Below are 16,820 nucleotides of genomic sequence, written 5' to 3'. Positions count from 1 at the left end.
CGCCCTGTGCTCCGCACCCGTCTGGGCAGGAGTCTCCGTCAAGCGGACCACGACCGTCCCCTCACCGCGCTCGGGCGGCTCGGGGCGCGACTGACATCAAGCGGCGGGGAACGTCACATCCGCCGTGTCGACGGTCTGCGCCTGGCGTCCTGGCCCGTCCTGCCAGTGCCAGTAGAGGTTGGTGTGCGCGATCACCTGGTGCGGGGCCGGCGCCCCGTACTCGCTGAGGTCCTGCGTCGTGTGCGCGTCGCCGACGAGCGTCACGTCGTACCCGCGGACGAACGCCCCGTGAAGGGTCGCGCGGATGCACCCGTCGCTCTGCGCCCCCGTCACGACCAGGCGGCCCGCCCCACGCTCGGCGAGCAGCGCCTCCAACTCGGTTGCCTCGAACGAGTCGCCGTAAGTCTTGTGGACGAGAGGCTCGGCGTCTCGGCGTTCCAACTCCGCGACGTACTGCCAGGCTTCGCTGCCTCGTTCGAGATGGTCGTCGGAGTGCTGCACCCAGATCACCGGTACGTCCTCGGCGCGCGCCTTGCCTACGCAGGTGTTGATGTTCGCGATCACGCCGTCACGGTCATGGGCGCCTTCCACCACCCCGTTCTGAACGTCGATGACGAGCAACGCGGTGTTCGGCCGATCGGGCAGGGTCGTCATGGGGCTCCCGTTCATCGTGGGGATCGCATCATCGTCCCGCACATCGGTGTCCGCGTGTGAGCGCCTGGCCGGACGCGTACGCCACGAACTGCGTCCAGGCGTCCGGCGTGAGGCGCAGGCGGCCACCGGCCACGTCCTTGGAGTCCCGTACGTGCACGGTCTGCGGCGCAGCCGCTATCTCGACGCAGCTGGAGTCCGGCTCGCTACTGCTGTAGCTGCTCTTGAACCACTCCAGTGCGTAGTGGTCGCCGACGACGGGATGGCGAGTCATGAGTCCCCCAGCGCTTTTTCGATGAACTTCAGCGACTCGCGTGGAGTGAGTGCCTGAGCTCGGATGATTCCATACTGGGTCTCAAGTGGCTGCACCTCATTCGGAGCTGACGCGAGCCGCGTGAAGCGCTGTACCTCCACGTGCCCCACCGTGCTGCCGTTCCTTAGCTTTAGCAGCTGAAGAGGGCCCGCCATGCCTGCGTGGTCCTCTCTCTCCGTGGGCATTACCTGGATCTCAACATGCCGCAACCGTCCTACCTCAAGCAGGTGTTCGAGCTGTGCACGCCAGACCATTCTGCCTCCGATCGGACGTAGCAGAGTCACCTCTTCCTGCACGAAGCTGAGGATGGGTGTCGGTTGCTGGGTGAGGATGGACTGGCGCGCCAGGCGGGCAGCCACGCCTCGCTCGATAACGTCCTCAGCCAGCACGGGCCGGCGCATCTGGAACAGCGCACGCGTGCAGTCTTCGGTCTGCAACAGGCCGTGCACATTGTGGTTCTCGTACGCACCCAACTCGACGGCCTCGGACTCCAGCTTGGCGAGGTCACGAACCTTCTTCGGGTAGCGCGCCTCCGCCACGTCCACCTTCATCGCCGCGATGATGCCGCCCGCGTCGAGGGCCTCGTCCGCCTTGTCCAAGTACTCAGGGCGCGGTACGCGTCGTCCTCGTTCTACGGACGCCACCTGCTCGTCGCCGTACCCGATGGCCGCGCCCAACTCGCCCTGCGTGAGCCCGGCGCGCTCGCGCCAGGACTTGAGCTGACGGCCGACCGCCTTGAGCACGGCCCCCGAGTCGTCCTCGAATTCCACCTGTTGCGCCTCCGCTCCCAGCGCCCGCGCCATGTACCGGCGCACCGTTGTTCACCGTACGCACACGCAGGCACACCGAATGACGCGATAGCCGGAATTCACCCACCCTGTTTCCGGCCCATCGACTCTCGGAGCCCGAGCCCCGAGGCTCGAACGCCGACCCTCGCTGAGCTGGGGAGATGCGACATCCCAGTGCCCCGTGATGCAAGCTCCGAGCTTCGAGCGCTGCCTTGAAGGATCGGTTGGGTTCTCATTCCTACCCGCCCAACCAACCTCGCCAGTTGACGTTTCGTGATGGATTTGCCACGAAGCGTTACGGCGGTTTAGCTTGCCCACAGACATGAATCAGCCCCAACCGGTGCTCCAACACCGGCAGGGGCCTACCACCGAGATCCCAAGCCAAAGGAAGATCCCCATGGATGACAGCCAGTTTAGAGACGCGCCGGGCCCCGCGCACTCCACCGCGTACCCGATGGCCAACCCGGGCTACGGCAAGCGGGCGACGACCACCCGCAGCACGGCTCCTCCCACCGCCGAGGACTACGCACACCTGCCGCCCCGCGAGGCGGCCATCGCCGCGTTCATCGACCGGCTGCCCGACGGCACGGACATGTCCGTGAAAGGCCTGGCCAGGATCACGCCGTACGGACAGTGCGCCCTGCGGACCGCGCTCAACGCCCTGCAACGGGCTGGGCATCTGCGCAGGGGCCGCGAGCACCTCCTCCTGCCGACCGGCGCCCGCTGGATCACCCGGACGTGGTTCTCCCGCGCCGCACGCGACGACGCGTGGTGGGCCGCCTTCGTCTCCGGATCCCTTCCGGAGGACGGCACCGTGACGCCCGACCCCGTGCCTGACGACACGCCACCGCCCACGCCGCCCGCGCCCAGCCCCGCAAGCACGCGGGCCACGCGCTCCCCCGCCTACCGCGTCCTCGCCGGCCTCGGCCGACGGAACCCCGCCGTCTCCCTCTCCGCGCGTGACTGCGACGCCCTGGAGGACCTGGCCGCCCGGTGGTTCGAGCGGGGCGCCACCGAGGAGATGCTCGTGCGGGCACTCACCGACGGGCTGCCGTCGGACATCCACCACGCGGCCGGGCTCATCCGCAGGCGCCTCACCGACAAGCTCCCACCGGAGCCCGAGCCCGAGCCGCCAGGGCCGGGATCGGAGCCCGCGCACCCCGACCGCCGCCCGCTGCGCATGCTCGAATGTTCAGAATGCCGTGCGCCCGGGCGTCCCGAAGCCCTGACCGACGGGAAGTGTGGGCCCTGCCGAGGCGAGGAACCACCCGCCCGCAGGCCGGGCGCGCTCGCGCCCGAGCGGGTCAGCGCCCACGCGGCGCAGGCCCGCGCGGGCGCCCGCGCTGCGTCAGTCGTCGACCGTGAACCAGCAGATGTCCCCGGTGTCCGGCAGGCGGCCGAGCTCGTCGACGGCTGACTTGATCCGGGAGAGCGTCTCGTCCCTGCTCGTGCCCCACGCCTTGAACGGCCGACTGGAATCGTCCGTCAGGTCGCCCGCCTCGGCGCCCTGGTCCAGCAGGTCGCCGACGATGCGCAGGAGCAGACTCGTCTGCTCAGCGAAGGGCCGGCCCTTGCCGAGCAGCGTTCCGACCGCTCCGGCGATCACCGAGAACCCCAGCCAGTCGTCGTTCACGTACTCGGCCAGGTAGTCGAGTTCTTCTGTGTACTGCGCGTCGGTGGGCATGCTCATGTCCTCAGTGTTGCGGGATGTGGAGTCGCTTCATGTTCAGGTCCTCCACACCGTTCGTGTCGATGGTGGGCCCGCCCGACTTGCTGAAGGGCCGGTACGTGACGGTGGACGGCGGGTCGTCGGACAGCCGCCATGTCTCGATGTCTCCCTTCGGGGTGGACTTGATGGTGGGCTCACCGAGACGTTGACGCAGCTCGATGCGTGCTTGCTGGACTTGTTCGTCCGTCACCATGCGCACGCCCTTGCTGTCCTCCTCGCCGATGAGGTTGCCGTCGTCGTCCGTCATGATGTCGCGGACCGCCGAGGACTTCTCCTCGTACGTCTTGGGCAACTCGCCGGGAGGTTCCTCGCGCGCGCCGGTCTCGGTGAGCTCGTCCGAGAGGGCGTCGTCGACCTCGGTGACCTCCGCGTCGACGGTCTCGATCTCGGGGACGGCCTCGGCGGCGGCCTCCAGTTCCGTGCCGACGTCCGCGATGACGGCGGTGTCGATCTCCGCGACGGCGGCATCCGCCGCCACCTCCACGCCACCCAGGATCGCCCCGGCCTCCGCGCCGTCCAGCGCGGCGGCCCCCGCATCGGAACCGCCCCCGGTGAACGGCGTCAGGAGGATGCCGACGACGGTGGTCAGGCCGATCGCGATGCCGGCGCCGGCGAGCTTGTGCTCGGTGCTGCTGTGCGCCTCGTCGATCGCATGCGCGAACTTGTCACAGGCCGAGGCGAGCTTCCCGCACGCTTCATGCGCCGCCGACAGCGGCGCCTTGTGCGCGTTCCCGCCGTCCTGCCAGATGGTCGCCCAGAACGCGGCCATCGCGTGCACGGACTCGTCCGCGTTGTTGTCCGTCAGCGACTGCACCTGCGTGTGCAGCGTGTGCCCGATCCCCTGGAACGCCGTCGCCGCCGTCCGATACGCCGACGCGGCATCCCGCAACTTGTCCTGATGCCCGTTCGGCCAGTACTTCGCGATGACCGACGGCACCGACGAATGCCCGGGCCCCACCGCCGAATCCGGATCCGGATACATGACGTCCGTGAAGACCGGCGGCGACGGATACAGCTTCGGGGCGCCCTTGCCCTTCTTCACGTTGGAGTGGTGATCGGCCTTCAAATAATTGTTGGCCGTCGTCACCAGCGCGTCCGACGCCTGCCCGATCGCGCGGATCCCCGCCGACAAGGTGTGGAACAGCGCCTTCGCGGCGGGGTCGTACTTCCCGGCGAACTTGTGCCCGTAGTCGTCGTTCCCCGCCATCCCCGCAGCGTTCTGCAACGCCGAGTTCAGCGTCGTCGCCGCCGTGTCGAGGTTCGTCTGCCCGGTCGCGAACTTCCCCGCCACCGAGTTCAGATCATCCGGATACAGATCGATCGGCTGATCGCCACCGCCGCTTCCCGGATGCGTCACCGCCCGAACCGCCGTCCCATGACGCACGTCGCGTCCGGCGGCACACTGACTTCGGCTTCACCACGCTGCATGACCACGTTCCCCCGTCGTCCGATGACGACGTAAAGCGTCACATCAACGTGCCACGCGGGCAAGGCACTCGGCGCTCCGCGCGCGACACGGGAGTACAGGCCGTACAGACGGCCACCGTCGGCGGACGGTAACGGCGGGTACACCCTGGACGCCTTCCCAGCGCGCACACGAACAACCACGCTGAGTGACGTGAATCACCACGACACGCGACTCGCCACGGACCACACCGCCCGTCCCACGCGCCAGTTCACGGTTCTGCTGTCCTCCACGCGCAGGGGCGCCCGGCTCGCGCGGCTACTGGCCGTGCAGCAGCTCATCGACTGGGACACGCCTTTCGAGGCCGCCGCCCAGGTCGTCGCCGAACTCGCGTCGAACGCCGCGCTGCACGGCCGGGTCGCGGGCCGCGACTTCCGCCTCACGCTCACCCTCCGCGACCGGCCCGATGACGTACTCGGCGACGCACGCGCGCTGCGGATCGCCGTGACCGACGCCCGCGGCGAGAGCCGCCCGCACCCGGCCCCCGCCCCGGCCGGGGTCCCGGACGCCGAGTCGGGCCGCGGCCTCCTCCTCGTCGCGTCCTACGCCGACCGCTGGGGGGTCCAGGACGGGCCCGGCCCCTGCAAGACGGTCTGGGCGGAGCTCGACAGTCCCGCGCCGACGGGCGGGTAAAGGGGGCGGGTAAGGGGGCGGGCAAGGGGCCGGGTCACTCGCCGGCCGCGCCGTCGATGGCCTCCCGCAGGAGGTCCGCGTGGCCCACATGGCGGGCGTACTCCTCGATCACGTGCTCAAGGACGAAGCGGACGTCGGTGCCGCCGAACATCGGGTTCGGCACGAGGCGCCCCGGGTCGGCCGTCACCCGCGCGAACACCTGCCGCGACTCCTCGCACGCCCTCAGGTAGTCCTCGTGGACCTCCGTGGCCGGCGTGGGGTCAGACTCGTCGTACCACTCGTCGCCCGCATCGGTGACGTAGGTCGCATAGGGGAAGAACCGAGGCGCTGTGCCCGCCAGCGCCCCCTGGAACCAGGCCCGCTCGACGCCCTGCAGGTGGCGCATGAGCCCCAGCAGGGTCAACGCCGACGACGGCAGAGGACGTTGCCGTAGCCGTTGCTCCGGCAACCCCTCGCACTTCCACAGGAAGGTCGCCCTGTGGTAGTCGAGGTTCGAGGCGATCACCTCCAGCCAGGGGCCGGACACCACCCGCTCGGGCCGAACGATCTTCTGGACCACGATGTCGCCCACGGGGGCTCTCCTCATGCGTCGGCGGCTCTGACCCACTGGGGACTCGCGGGCGCGGCGGAAGTCATCGCCCGGCCGGCCGACCATGGCCCACGTCACAATGTGGCGACTTTCACGCGTGGGACCCGACAACGAGAAACGGGCCCCGCAGGACTTTCGTCACTGCCTGGGGCCCGTATCTTCGGTACCGCTCTGGTGCGCGAGGGGGGAGTTGAACCCCCACGCCCTTTCGGGCACTGGAACCTGAATCCAGCGCGTCTGCCTATTCCGCCACCCGCGCATTGGGTGTGTCACCTGCGTTTCCGCTGCTGCGACCGCCTGCGACACCAGAAGATTAGCACGGTGACGAGGGTGGCTTCACCCTCGTTTCCGCAGGGCCGTCCGGGGCAGCAGAGCGACCGCCACGGCGCCCGCCGGGGGACATGGCCATGCCGTACGGGCGCGGCGCGTGACGGTACAGCCGCCGAACGGGGACGGTACAGGGGTCGGACAGGGAACGAACAGGGTCAGAACCCGCTCCTCCAGACAGAGCGCCGGGTGCGGGACACTGTCGGAGGGCCACCTCTACGATCCGTGTGAGAGGTGACACCCATCGACCGGGCAGACAAGGGGAACCAGCCGATTTCCCGACGCGTGGATACGATCAGTGAGCAGTACGAGAAGCTGCACGACGAGCGGTGCGAGCGGAACGGCACGACCGGCCGGGCGACCGGCGGGAACAGCGGCAACGACTACGGAGGAGGTGCCTCATGGGAGTCCTGAAGAAGTTCGAGCAGCGCCTCGAAGGTCTGGTCAACGGCACCTTCGCGAAGGTTTTCAAGTCCGAGGTCCAGCCCGTCGAGATCGCGGGCGCCCTGCAGCGCGAGTGCGACAACAACGCGACGATCTGGAACCGCGAGCGGACCGTCGTGCCCAACGACTTCATCGTCGAGCTCAGCGCCCCCGACCACGAGCGGCTCAGCCCCTACTCGGGGCAGCTCGGCGACGAACTGGCCGGGCTCGTCAGGGACTACGCCAAGCAGCAGCGCTACACCTTCATGGGCCCGATCAGGGTGCACCTGGAGCGGGCCGACGACCTCGACACCGGCCTGTACCGGGTGCGCAGCCGCACGCTCGCGTCCAGCACCTCGCAGCCGCAGCCGGGACACCAGCCCCAGCAGCCGCAGCCAGGACACCAGCCCCCGCCGGGCCACCAGCCCCCTTCCGGCCCGCAGCCCGGGAGTCGCGAACCCGGCTACGGCTACCCGCCGCGCGCCGTGCCGCCCATGCCGAGCACCCCGCCCCCCGGCGGCCGCGGCGGCTACGGCTACCCGCCGGCGCCCGCGCCGAGTGCGATGTCCCACACCCAGACGCGGCGCTGGATCGAGATCAACGGCACCCGCCACCAGATCTCGGGATCCACGCTGGTGCTCGGCCGCTCCACCGACGCCGACGTGCGCATCGACGACCCCGGCGTGTCCCGCAGGCACTGCGAGATCAGGACCGGAACGCCCCCGACGATCCAGGATCTCGGATCCACCAACGGCATCGTGGTGGACGGGCAGCACACGACCCGCGCTACGCTCCGCGACGGCTCGCGGATCGTCGTGGGCAGTACCACCATCGTTTACCGGCAAGCCGAAGGGTGAAGCGGGGGCAATGTCAGAGCTGACCCTGACGGTCATGCGGCTGGGTTTCCTGGCCGTTCTGTGGCTGTTCGTCATCGTGGCCGTCCAGGTCATCCGCAGCGACCTGTTCGGTACGCGCGTCACCCAGCGCGGCTCGCGCCGCGGCGGCTCGGGCGACACGCGAACGCAGCAGGCACGCCAGGGCGCCGCGCCGCCGCACCAGCGGCAGCAGCAACAGCAGGGGGCGGGCAGGCAGCGCCGCGGGTCGCCCACCAAGCTGGTGGTCTCCGAGGGCACCCTGACGGGCACCACCGTCGCGCTGCACGGCCAGACGATCACGCTGGGCCGCGCGCACGATTCCACGATCGTGCTGGACGACGACTACGCGTCCAGCCGGCATGCCAGGATCTACCCGGACCGTGACGGCCAGTGGATCGTCGAGGATCTCGGGTCCACCAACGGCACGTATCTCGACCGGACCCGACTGACCACCCCGATTCCGATTCCGCTGGGCGCTCCGATCCGCATCGGCAAGACCGTCATCGAGCTGCGGAAGTAGTCACGACAATGATCGAGCGGAGCGAGCGAGCCGCGGCGGCCTGGGCAGCGGGCCGGTGCTGCGGACTCCCGACCGGAGGGTGGGCAGTGTGGCTCGAGACCGGCTGGCCCCGGACGCAGCGGGCGGCCCGGATTCAGCGGGCGGCCCGACCGGAGGCGTGCGCATGACACTCACGCTGCGCTTCGCCGCCGGATCGCACAAGGGCATGATCCGCGAGGGCAACGAGGACTCCGGCTACGCGGGCCCCCGGCTGCTGGCCATCGCCGACGGCATGGGCGGCCAGGCCGCGGGCGAGGTCGCGTCCTCCGAGGTCATCTCCTCGCTCGTGCAGCTCGACGACGACGTGCCGGGCTCCGACCTCCTCACGTCGCTCGGCGTCGCGGTCCAGCGCGCCAACGACCAGCTGCGCGTCATGGTCGAGGAGGACCCCCAGCTCGAAGGCATGGGGACGACGCTGACCGCGCTGCTGTGGACGGGCCGGCGGCTCGGCCTCGTACACGTCGGCGACTCGCGCGCGTACCTGCTGCGCGACGGCGCCCTCACGCAGATCACGCAGGACCACACCTGGGTGCAGCGCCTCGTCGACGAGGGCCGCATCACCGAGGAAGAGGCCACGACGCACCCGCAGCGCTCGCTGCTGATGCGCGCCCTCGGCAGCGCCGAGCACGTCGAGCCCGACCTGTCGATCCGTGAGGTGCGCGCCGGCGACCGCTACCTGATCTGCTCGGACGGCCTGTCCGCCGTGGTCTCGCACCAGACGATCGAAGAGGCGCTCGCCGACTACCAGGGCCCGCAGGAGACCGTGCAGCGGCTGATCGAGCTCGCGCTGCGCGGCGGCGGCCCCGACAACATCACCTGCATCGTCGCCGACGTCTTCGACCAGGACATGGGCGACACTTTCTCAGGCCGCCTCAGCGACACGCCCGTCATCGTGGGCGCCGTCGCCGAGAACCAGCACCTGAGCCAGCACGACGCCACGGGCATGCAGACCGCCGCGGGCCGCGCGGCCGGCCTCGGCAGACAGGCGCAACCGCCCGGCGGCTCGTTCGGCCCGCCCGGAAGCGGCGGCGGGTACGGCGGCGCGGACCCCGAGGGGGGCTACGCCGGGTACACCGACGACTACGGCATGGAGAGCGGCGGCAGGCGCCGCGGCGGCCGCCGCTGGCTCAAGGCCTCGCTGTACACGGCGCTCGCGGTGATCGTCGTCGGGGGCGCCCTGTACGGCGGCTACCGCTGGACGCAGACCCAGTACTACGTCGGCGCCAACAAGCAGCACGTCGCGCTGTACCGGGGCATCAGCCAGAAGCTGGCGTGGATCTCGCTGTCGCACGTGAAGAACGACCACCCCGAGATCGAACTCAAGTACCTCCCCGACTACCAGCGCAAGCAGGTCCAGGACACGATCACGGAAGGCGGCCTGGCGACCGCGCGCACCAAGATCCAGCAGTTGTCCACGCAGGCCTCGGCATGCAAGAAGAACGAGCAGCGCAAGCAGGCCGCCCAGCAGAAGGAGCAGCAGGCGAGCAAGCCCCCGGCGCCCGGCAAGTCCGGCAAGCCGTCGGGCAGCCCGTCGCCGTCCGCCTGGACGGGCGCCGCGGGTGGCGTGGCCACCGGCGAGCAGACCGCCGTGCGGACCGCCGCTCACTTCACCGTCAACCAGTCGAACAGCACTCCGACTCCGGGCCCCACCCTCTCGGAGGAGGAGCAGAAGCTGGTCTCCAACTGCGAGCAGCAGTAACGGGCCGCAGGGGGGCCTCTCCACCACCATGAGCATCTCCAACACCACCACCATCGGCGCCATCGACGCGCCCAGCAGGCGCAACACCGAGTTGCTGCTGCTCGTCTTCGCCGTCGCCATCGCCGTCTTCGCGTACCTGAACGTCGGGCTCGCGCTCGACGGCAAGGTGCCGTCAGGAGTGCTCGGTTACGCGCTCGGCCTGGCCGCGCTCGCCGGCGTCGCCCACCTCGTGGTGCGCAAGTTCGCCCGGTACGCGGACCCGCTGCTGCTGCCGCTCGCCACGCTGCTCAACGGCATCGGCCTCGTCTTCATCTGGCGCCTCGACCAGTCGCAGCGGCTGATCCACCTGGCGAAGATCTCCTACGGCCACTTCACGCCGTCGGCGCCCAAGCAGATGCTGTACTCGGCGATCGGCGTGGCCCTGTTCGTCGCCGTGCTGCTGCTGCTCAAGGACCACCGCGTCCTGCAGCGGTACACCTACGTGTCCATGTTCGTGGCGCTGGTCCTGCTGATCGCCCCCGTCTTCTTCCCGGCCCAGTTCGGCGCCCGCATCTGGATCCGGATCCCGGGCTTCGGCTCGCTCCAGCCAGGAGAGTTCGCGAAGATCATCATTGCGATCTTCTTCTCCGGCTACCTCATGGTCAAGCGCGACGCGCTGGCGCTCGCCAGTCGCCGCTTCATGGGCATCTACCTGCCGCGCGGGCGCGACCTCGGCCCGATCCTGGTGATCTGGGCGCTGTCGATCCTGATCCTGGTCTTCGAGACCGACCTCGGTACGTCGCTGCTGTTCTTCGGCCTGTTCGTCGTGATGCTGTACGTCGCGACGGAACGCACCAGCTGGATCGTCTTCGGCCTGCTGATGTCGGCGGTCGGGGCGGTCGGCGTCGCGACCTTCGAGCCGCACGTGCAGGCCCGTGTCACGGCGTGGCTCGACCCCTTCGGCTGCTACAAGACGAGCGGCTCGTGCCAGCAGATCGGCGACGCCCTGATGTCGTTCGGCTCGGGCGGCACGCTCGGCACCGGCCTCGGCCAGGGCAACTCCGACCTCATCGGCTTCGCCGCGAACGCGGACTTCATCCTCTCCACCGTCGGCGAGGAACTCGGCCTCGCGGGCACGATGGCGATCCTGCTGTGCTACGGGCTGATCGTGGAGCGCGGCATCCGCACGGCGCTCGCGGCCCGCGACCCGTTCGGCAAGCTCCTGGCCGTCGGGCTCTCCAGCGGCTTCGCGATCCAGGTCTTCGTCGTCGCGGGCGGCGTGATGGGCCTCATCCCCCTGACGGGTATGACGCTTCCCTTCATGGCCTACGGTGGCTCGTCCGTGCTCGCGAACTGGGCGCTCATCGGGATCCTGATCAGAATCAGCGACACCGCGCGCCGCCCGGCACCGGCCCCAGCACCCTCACCCGACGCCGAGATGACCCAGGTGGTCCGACCGTGAACAAGCCCCTGCGCCGCATCGCGATCTTCTGCGGCATCCTCGTCCTCGCCCTGCTGGTCCGCGAGAACTGGCTCGGGTACGTCAAGGCCGACGACCTCAACACGAACGCGTTCAACAAGCGGCCGACCATCGAGCGCTACAGCCACCCGCCGGGCAACATCATCGTCGACGGCAAGCCGATCACCGGAGCGGTGAAGACCGACAGCACGTACTACAAGTACAAGCAGACGTGGAAGAACGGCGCCATGTGGGCGCCGGTCACCGGGTACAGCTCGCAGGTCTACGGCTCCAACGAGCTGGAGAAGATCGACGAGGGCATCCTCAGCGGCACCGACCCGCGCCTGTTCTTCGACCGCCAGGTGTCGATGTTCACCGGCAAGCAGCAGAAGGGCGGCGACGTCGTCACCACCCTGAACGCGGACGCCCAGAAGGCCGCCTACGACGGGCTGAAGGGCAAGAAGGGCGCGGCCGTCGCGATCGACCCGACCACCGGCAAGATCCTCGCCCTCGCGTCCACGCCGAGCTACGACCCGTCGACCTTCGCTGCCGGCACCACGAGCGACGAGAAGGCGTGGAAGTCGCTGCACAGCGACAAGGACCAGCCCATGCTGAACCGCGCGCTGCGCCAGACGTACCCGCCCGGCTCCACGTTCAAGCTGGTCACGTCGGCCGCGGCGCTGGAGACCGGCAAGGTCACCGACGTCGACGCGAAGACGGACTCGCCGCTGCCCTACATCATGCCGGGCACCACCACGCCGCTGAAGAACGAGGGCAACCTGCCCTGCAAGGACGCCACACTGCGCCTGGCGCTCACCGTGTCCTGCAACAGCGTCTTCGGCCACCTCGGCGTCGAGATCGGCGACGACGCGATGGTGAAGGAGGCGAAGAAGTTCGGCTTCAACGCCGAGCAGTTCGTACCGGTACGCGCCGCCGCGTCCGTGTTCCCGACGGACATCAACAAGTCCCAGGTCGCGCTGTCCTCCATCGGCCAGTTCAACACCCGCACCACCCCGCTGCAGATGGCCATGGTCGCGTCGGCCATCGCCAACGACGGCAAGCTGATGAAGCCGTACATGGTGGACGAGCTGCGCTCGCCCGGCCTCGACGTGATCGACAAGACGCAGCCCAAGCAGATGAGCCAGCCGCTCAGCCCGGAGAACGCGCAGAAGCTGCAGTCGATGATGGAGTCCGTCGTCAACGACCCGCAGGGCACGGGCCACAACGCGAAGATCAGCGGCGCGACCGTCGGCGGCAAGACGGGTACGGCCCAGAACGGCGTGGACAACTCGGGAAAGCCGTACGCCTGGTTCGTCTCGTACGCCAAGGTCCACAACAGCTCGCCCGTCGCGGTGGCCGTGGTCGTCGAGGACAGCAAGGCCAACCGCGACGACATCTCCGGTGGCGGTCTCGCGGCTCCCGTCGCGAAGGACGTGATGAAGGCCGTGATCAACAGTGGGAAGTGACACGGCGCACAGTTCGCCCCTGAAGGCGCACGCCACGATACGGAGGCGGCAAGGAAGCTCCGTACCGGTCGTGTATCAGGTCACACGCTCCGGCGAACCGGAGGGATCGGGCCCGGTAGCCTTTGCGCGGACAGCACACCGCCGGACCACACGCAGGTGCGGTCGGTACTGACGGAGAGGGCCGGAAGACATGGATGAGCCGCGTCGCCTCGGCGGCCGGTACGAGCTGGGCTCGGTGCTCGGCCGTGGTGGCATGGCCGAGGTGCATCTCGCGCATGACACCAGGCTCGGCCGGACCGTCGCCGTGAAGACGCTCCGCGCCGACCTCGCGCGCGACCCGTCCTTCCAGGCCCGGTTCCGCCGGGAGGCCCAGTCCGCCGCCTCGCTCAACCACCCGGCGATCGTCGCGGTCTACGACACCGGCGAGGACTACGTCGACGGCGTGTCGCTCCCGTACATCGTCATGGAGTACGTCGACGGCTCCACGCTGCGCGAGCTGCTGCACTCGGGCCGCAAGCTGCTGCCCGAGCGGACGCTCGAGATGACGATCGGCATCCTCCAGGCCCTCGAGTACTCGCACCGCAGCGGCATCGTCCACCGCGACATCAAGCCGGCGAACGTCATGCTGACGCGCACCGGCCAGGTCAAGGTCATGGACTTCGGCATCGCGCGCGCCATGGGCGACTCGGGCATGACCATGACGCAGACCGCCGCCGTCATCGGCACCGCGCAGTACCTCTCGCCCGAGCAGGCCAAGGGGGAGCAGGTGGACGCGCGCTCCGACCTGTACTCCACGGGCTGCCTCCTCTACGAGCTGCTCACCGTGCGTCCCCCGTTCGTGGGCGACTCGCCGGTGGCGGTCGCGTACCAGCACGTGCGGGAGGAGCCGCAGCCGCCCAGCGTCTTCGACCCGGAGATCACGCCCGACATGGACGCGATCGTCCTCAAGGCGCTGGTCAAGGACCCCGACTACCGCTACCAGTCCGCGGACGAGATGCGCGCGGACATCGAGGCCTGCCTCGACGGCCAGCCCGTCGCCGCGACGGCCGCGCTCGGCGCGGTCGGCTACGGCGGCGGCTACGGCCCCGAGGACCAGCCCACGACGGCGCTGCGCCAGCACGACCAGGGCGGCCAGACGTCGATGCTGCCGCCGATGAACCCCGACGACGGCGGGTTCGGCGGCTACGACGAGCAGCGGGCCGGCGGCGGCAGGCGGCGCCAGCAGAAGAAGTCCAACACCGGCACGATCCTGATAGTGATCGCGGCGATCTGCGTGCTGGTCGGCGCCATCCTGATCGGCAAGTCGATGTTCGGCGGCAAGTCGGACAACCAGCAGACCGCTGTCCCGACGCTCGTCGGGCACACGATGTCGGAGGCGAGGTCGCTCGCGTCGAACGCGGACGTCAAGGTCTCCCAGTCCGGCACCGGCCACTGCGACCAGCCGAAGGGCTCCATCTGCAGCCAGAACCCGGCGAACGGGCAGATGGACGTCGGCGGCACGGTCAGCGTCGTCGTCTCGGCGGGCGCGGCCAAGGTCGACGTGCCGGACGAGACGGGCCAGGACCAGGACGCGGCCACGCAGGACCTCGAGTCCAAGGGCTTCAAGGTCGACGTGAAGACGGTCGAGTCCGACCAGACCGAGGGCACGGTCACGGGCCAGGACCCGTCGGGCGGCTCGAAGGCCCAGAAGGGCGCGACGATCACGCTGAAGGTGGCGAAGGCGGCGCAGGTGACGGTGCCGCCGGTCAACGGCCAGCAGTTCGACGCGGCACGCGACCAGCTCCAGAAGCTCGGCTTCGTCGTCGACCGCCAGGACGTCGAATCCGACCAGGCCGCGGGGACGGTCACCGACCAGAGCCCCAAGGGCAACGAGAAGGCCGCCAAGGGCAGCCACGTCAAGCTCCAGGTCTCGAAGGGGCCGGCGACGCCGCAGGTCGCGGTGCCGAACATCGGTCCGGGCACGAAGCTTCAGGACGCCCTCAACGCCCTCCAGCAGGCGGGCCTCAACCCGAAGATCAACGGCCCGGACGACCCGAGTACCTCCACCGTCATGGCCATCGACCCTCCGGCCGGCACCATGGTCGACCAGGGCAGCGTCGTCAAGCTGAACACGGTCGGACCGCCGGCCGGCGGCGGCAACGGCAACGGCGGGAAGAACGGCGGCAACAACGGCAACGGCGGCCTGAGCAGCTGGTGGCCCGGCCACTGACGTCGGCACGCGAACGCGGAAGCTCCCGCACCCACGCGAGCCCGGGTGCGGGAGCTTCGTCGTTCAGCGCAGCTCGGGCGGCGGGGTGCGGTTCTTGTCGACCTTCTGCGTGCGCACCAGCTGCGACCACACGATGTAGCGGTAGTCCGAGGTGTACATGGGCGTGCACGTCGTCAGCGTCAGGTAGCGGCCCGGCTTGGTCTTGCCGGACTCCTTCGGGATCTGCTGGATCACGTTGACGTTGTACTTCGACGTGGACGGAAGGATCTTGTAGACCTTGTAGACGTACCAGACGTCCCGCGTCTCCACGACGATCGGGTCGCCGACCTTGACCTTGTGGATGTTGTGGAACTTGGCGCCGTGCCCGTCGCGGTGCGCGGCCAGCGTGACGTTGCCCGTCTTGTCCCACGGCAGCGCCGACTTGACGGGCTTCGTGTAGTAGCCCGCGACGCCCTGGTTGAGGACGGGGACGCCGGTGCCCTTCTTGATGAGGACCTCGCCGTTCTTCATCGACGGCACGTGCAGGAAGCCGATGCCGTCCTTCGTGTCGAACGACGGCGCCTTGCCGTCCTGGCCGGCGGGCGGGGCCTGCGCCCAGTGCTTGCGCACCTGGTCGGCCTGCTTGTGCGCCTCCTTGTCGGCTATCACGTTCGTCCACCACAGCGAGTAGACGACGAACAGGCCGAGCACCAGGCCTGCCGTGATGAGCAGTTCGCCGATGACGGCGAACGTGCCGGCGACCGGTCCGCGTTTCGGTCTCGGGCGCCGCCCGGCCGTCCGGTCACGCCCCTCCTGCTCGGTCGTGGCTGCCACCCCTGTTCCGCCCCGTTCCAGTTGTTCCACCGCGCTGTTCGTTCCGCCGTGCCGTCAGCTCTTCTGCAGAGCCGCGGGAAGCCCCTGGCTGCGCGGCTGTTCGCTGACCATCTTGCCCCAGACGATGAGCCGGTAGGTGCTCGTGAACTCAGGCGTGCACGTGGTCAGCGTGATGTACCGGCCGGGCTCGGTGAAGCCGGAGCCCTGCGGGATCGGCGAGATCACGCCGACGTTGGCGGGGGAGGTCTGCGGGAGTGTCCGCGTCATCTGGTACGTGTAGTACTCGTCCTGCGTCTCGACGACGACCTTGTCCCCCGGCTTCAGCCGGTTGATGTAGCGGAACGGCTCGCCGTGCGTGTTGCGGTGGCCCGCGAGGGCGAAGTTGCCCGTCTTGTCCTCGGGCATGGCCGTCTTGAGCGAGCCCTCGGAGTAGTGCCCCACCATCCCGTGGTCGAGCACCTTCTCCTTGCTGACGCCCTGCGCGATCGGCGCGACCACGTCCAGCTTCGGGATGTGGATGATCGCGAACCCCTGGCCGGGCTCGAAGGCGCCGGCCGCGGGGCCCTTGTGGTCCTTCCAGGTGTTCTGGATCTTGCTCGCCTCGTTGTTGGAGTAGTTGTCGGCGCGGACGTTCGTCCACCACAACTGGTAGGTCACGAACAGCAGCATCAGCACGCCGAAGCTGATGAACAACTCCCCCACGGCCCGGCTGACGACGACGCCCGGGCTGTCCTTGAGCGCGCGGGCGGCCTGCCGTGCCTCTATGCGCGTGAGGGGGCGGCCCGGCGGCCGCGCCGCCGCGTCCGCCGCTTCCGGCGCGCCGGGCGCGGGGAGCGGCGGGAG

At 69.4% G+C, this 16,820-nt stretch carries 17 protein-coding genes and 1 tRNA gene; 9 read left to right on the top strand and 9 right to left on the bottom strand.

All coding sequences use genetic code 11. The features are described from left to right. Window positions 1-96 precede the first annotated feature (96 nt). The 3 genes from JFN87_RS08685 to JFN87_RS08675 are packed head-to-tail and all read right to left on the bottom strand — an operon-like array spanning window position 97 to window position 1,767. Entirely contained in the window at window positions 97-654 is a 558-nt protein-coding gene (locus JFN87_RS08685) for an isochorismatase family protein (RefSeq protein WP_209339344.1), read from the bottom strand. A 28-nt stretch (window positions 655-682) separates the two neighbouring features. Then, window positions 683-925 carry a DUF397 domain-containing protein gene (locus JFN87_RS08680; protein WP_209339343.1) on the bottom strand — a complete coding sequence of 81 codons (243 nt, stop codon included), beginning with the start codon at window positions 923-925 and terminating at the stop codon, window positions 683-685. Continuing rightward, window positions 922-1,767 carry a helix-turn-helix domain-containing protein gene (locus JFN87_RS08675; protein WP_209339342.1) on the bottom strand — a complete coding sequence of 282 codons (846 nt, stop codon included), beginning with the start codon at window positions 1,765-1,767 and terminating at the stop codon, window positions 922-924. The genes JFN87_RS08680 and JFN87_RS08675 overlap by 4 nt, the downstream gene beginning before the upstream one ends. Before the next feature lie 382 nt (window positions 1,768-2,149). Between JFN87_RS08675 and JFN87_RS08670 the strand changes: the two genes are divergently transcribed. After that, entirely contained in the window at window positions 2,150-3,169 is a 1,020-nt protein-coding gene (locus tag JFN87_RS08670) for a hypothetical protein (protein WP_209339341.1), read from the top strand. Here JFN87_RS08670 and JFN87_RS08665 read toward each other — a convergent pair. Both JFN87_RS08665 and JFN87_RS08660 read right to left on the bottom strand, forming a co-directional pair. Further along, on the bottom strand, window positions 3,101-3,442 hold the full coding sequence (locus tag JFN87_RS08665; RefSeq protein ID WP_209339340.1) for a hypothetical protein: 342 nt from the start codon (window positions 3,440-3,442) through the stop codon (window positions 3,101-3,103). The genes JFN87_RS08670 and JFN87_RS08665 overlap by 69 nt on opposite strands. A gap of 4 nt (window positions 3,443-3,446) precedes the next feature. Next, window positions 3,447-4,838: a WXG100-like domain-containing protein gene (locus JFN87_RS08660; protein WP_209339339.1), complete on the bottom strand. Its 1,392-nt coding sequence runs from the start codon at window positions 4,836-4,838 to the stop codon at window positions 3,447-3,449. Window positions 4,839-5,099: 261 nt separating this feature from the next. On the opposite strand from JFN87_RS08660, the gene JFN87_RS08655 reads away from it, so the two are divergent. Beyond that, complete coding sequence (locus JFN87_RS08655) at window positions 5,100-5,579, top strand: ATP-binding protein (protein ID WP_209339338.1); 480 nt, start codon at window positions 5,100-5,102, stop codon at window positions 5,577-5,579. A 34-nt stretch (window positions 5,580-5,613) separates the two neighbouring features. Here JFN87_RS08655 and JFN87_RS08650 read toward each other — a convergent pair whose 3' ends face one another. Together JFN87_RS08650 and JFN87_RS08645 are read right to left on the bottom strand one after the other, a co-directional pair. After that, window positions 5,614-6,150 carry a DinB family protein gene (locus tag JFN87_RS08650; protein WP_307865369.1) on the bottom strand — a complete coding sequence of 179 codons (537 nt, stop codon included), beginning with the start codon at window positions 6,148-6,150 and terminating at the stop codon, window positions 5,614-5,616. Between the two features lie 190 nt (window positions 6,151-6,340). Next, window positions 6,341-6,427, bottom strand: a tRNA-Leu gene (locus tag JFN87_RS08645). 353 nt (window positions 6,428-6,780) lie between these two features. Here JFN87_RS08645 and JFN87_RS34075 point away from each other — a divergent pair. The 7 genes from JFN87_RS34075 to pknB all read left to right on the top strand — a co-directional run bounded on the left by JFN87_RS34075 (window position 6,781) and on the right by pknB (window position 15,164). After that, complete coding sequence (locus JFN87_RS34075; RefSeq protein ID WP_282961563.1) at window positions 6,781-6,909, top strand: hypothetical protein; 129 nt, start codon at window positions 6,781-6,783, stop codon at window positions 6,907-6,909. After that, window positions 6,897-7,775, top strand: coding sequence for an FHA domain-containing protein (locus JFN87_RS08640; RefSeq protein WP_209339336.1), 879 nt, complete (start codon window positions 6,897-6,899; stop codon window positions 7,773-7,775). The genes JFN87_RS34075 and JFN87_RS08640 overlap by 13 nt, the downstream gene beginning before the upstream one ends. A gap of 10 nt (window positions 7,776-7,785) precedes the next feature. Next, entirely contained in the window at window positions 7,786-8,313 is a 528-nt protein-coding gene (locus tag JFN87_RS08635; protein WP_209339335.1) for an FHA domain-containing protein FhaB/FipA, read from the top strand. A 163-nt stretch (window positions 8,314-8,476) separates the two neighbouring features. Next, entirely contained in the window at window positions 8,477-10,051 is a 1,575-nt protein-coding gene (locus JFN87_RS08630) for a Stp1/IreP family PP2C-type Ser/Thr phosphatase (RefSeq protein WP_209339334.1), read from the top strand. A 28-nt stretch (window positions 10,052-10,079) separates the two neighbouring features. Next, window positions 10,080-11,492, top strand: coding sequence for an FtsW/RodA/SpoVE family cell cycle protein (locus JFN87_RS08625; protein ID WP_209339333.1), 1,413 nt, complete (start codon window positions 10,080-10,082; stop codon window positions 11,490-11,492). Then, complete coding sequence (locus JFN87_RS08620) at window positions 11,489-12,955, top strand: peptidoglycan D,D-transpeptidase FtsI family protein (protein ID WP_209339332.1); 1,467 nt, start codon at window positions 11,489-11,491, stop codon at window positions 12,953-12,955. The genes JFN87_RS08625 and JFN87_RS08620 overlap by 4 nt, the downstream gene beginning before the upstream one ends. A 190-nt stretch (window positions 12,956-13,145) precedes the next feature. Then, window positions 13,146-15,164 carry a Stk1 family PASTA domain-containing Ser/Thr kinase gene (gene pknB / locus JFN87_RS08615; RefSeq protein ID WP_209339331.1) on the top strand — a complete coding sequence of 673 codons (2,019 nt, stop codon included), beginning with the start codon at window positions 13,146-13,148 and terminating at the stop codon, window positions 15,162-15,164. 63 nt (window positions 15,165-15,227) lie between these two features. Here the strand turns inward: pknB and JFN87_RS08610 are convergent, their stop codons facing one another. Both JFN87_RS08610 and JFN87_RS08605 read right to left on the bottom strand, forming a co-directional pair. After that, window positions 15,228-15,977, bottom strand: a complete 750-nt coding sequence (locus JFN87_RS08610) for a class E sortase (protein WP_209339330.1) — start codon at window positions 15,975-15,977, stop codon at window positions 15,228-15,230. 54 nt (window positions 15,978-16,031) lie between these two features. Next, on the bottom strand, window positions 16,032-16,820 hold a 789-nt coding region (locus tag JFN87_RS08605; protein WP_245178976.1), incomplete at its 5' end, for a class E sortase.

The sequence above is a fragment of the Streptomyces montanisoli genome (assembly GCF_017813245.1).
Taxonomy (GTDB): domain Bacteria; phylum Actinomycetota; class Actinomycetes; order Streptomycetales; family Streptomycetaceae; genus Streptomyces; species Streptomyces montanisoli.
Note: the sequence above shows the minus strand (reverse complement) of the source record. Positions and strands in the feature narration are given on the sequence as shown.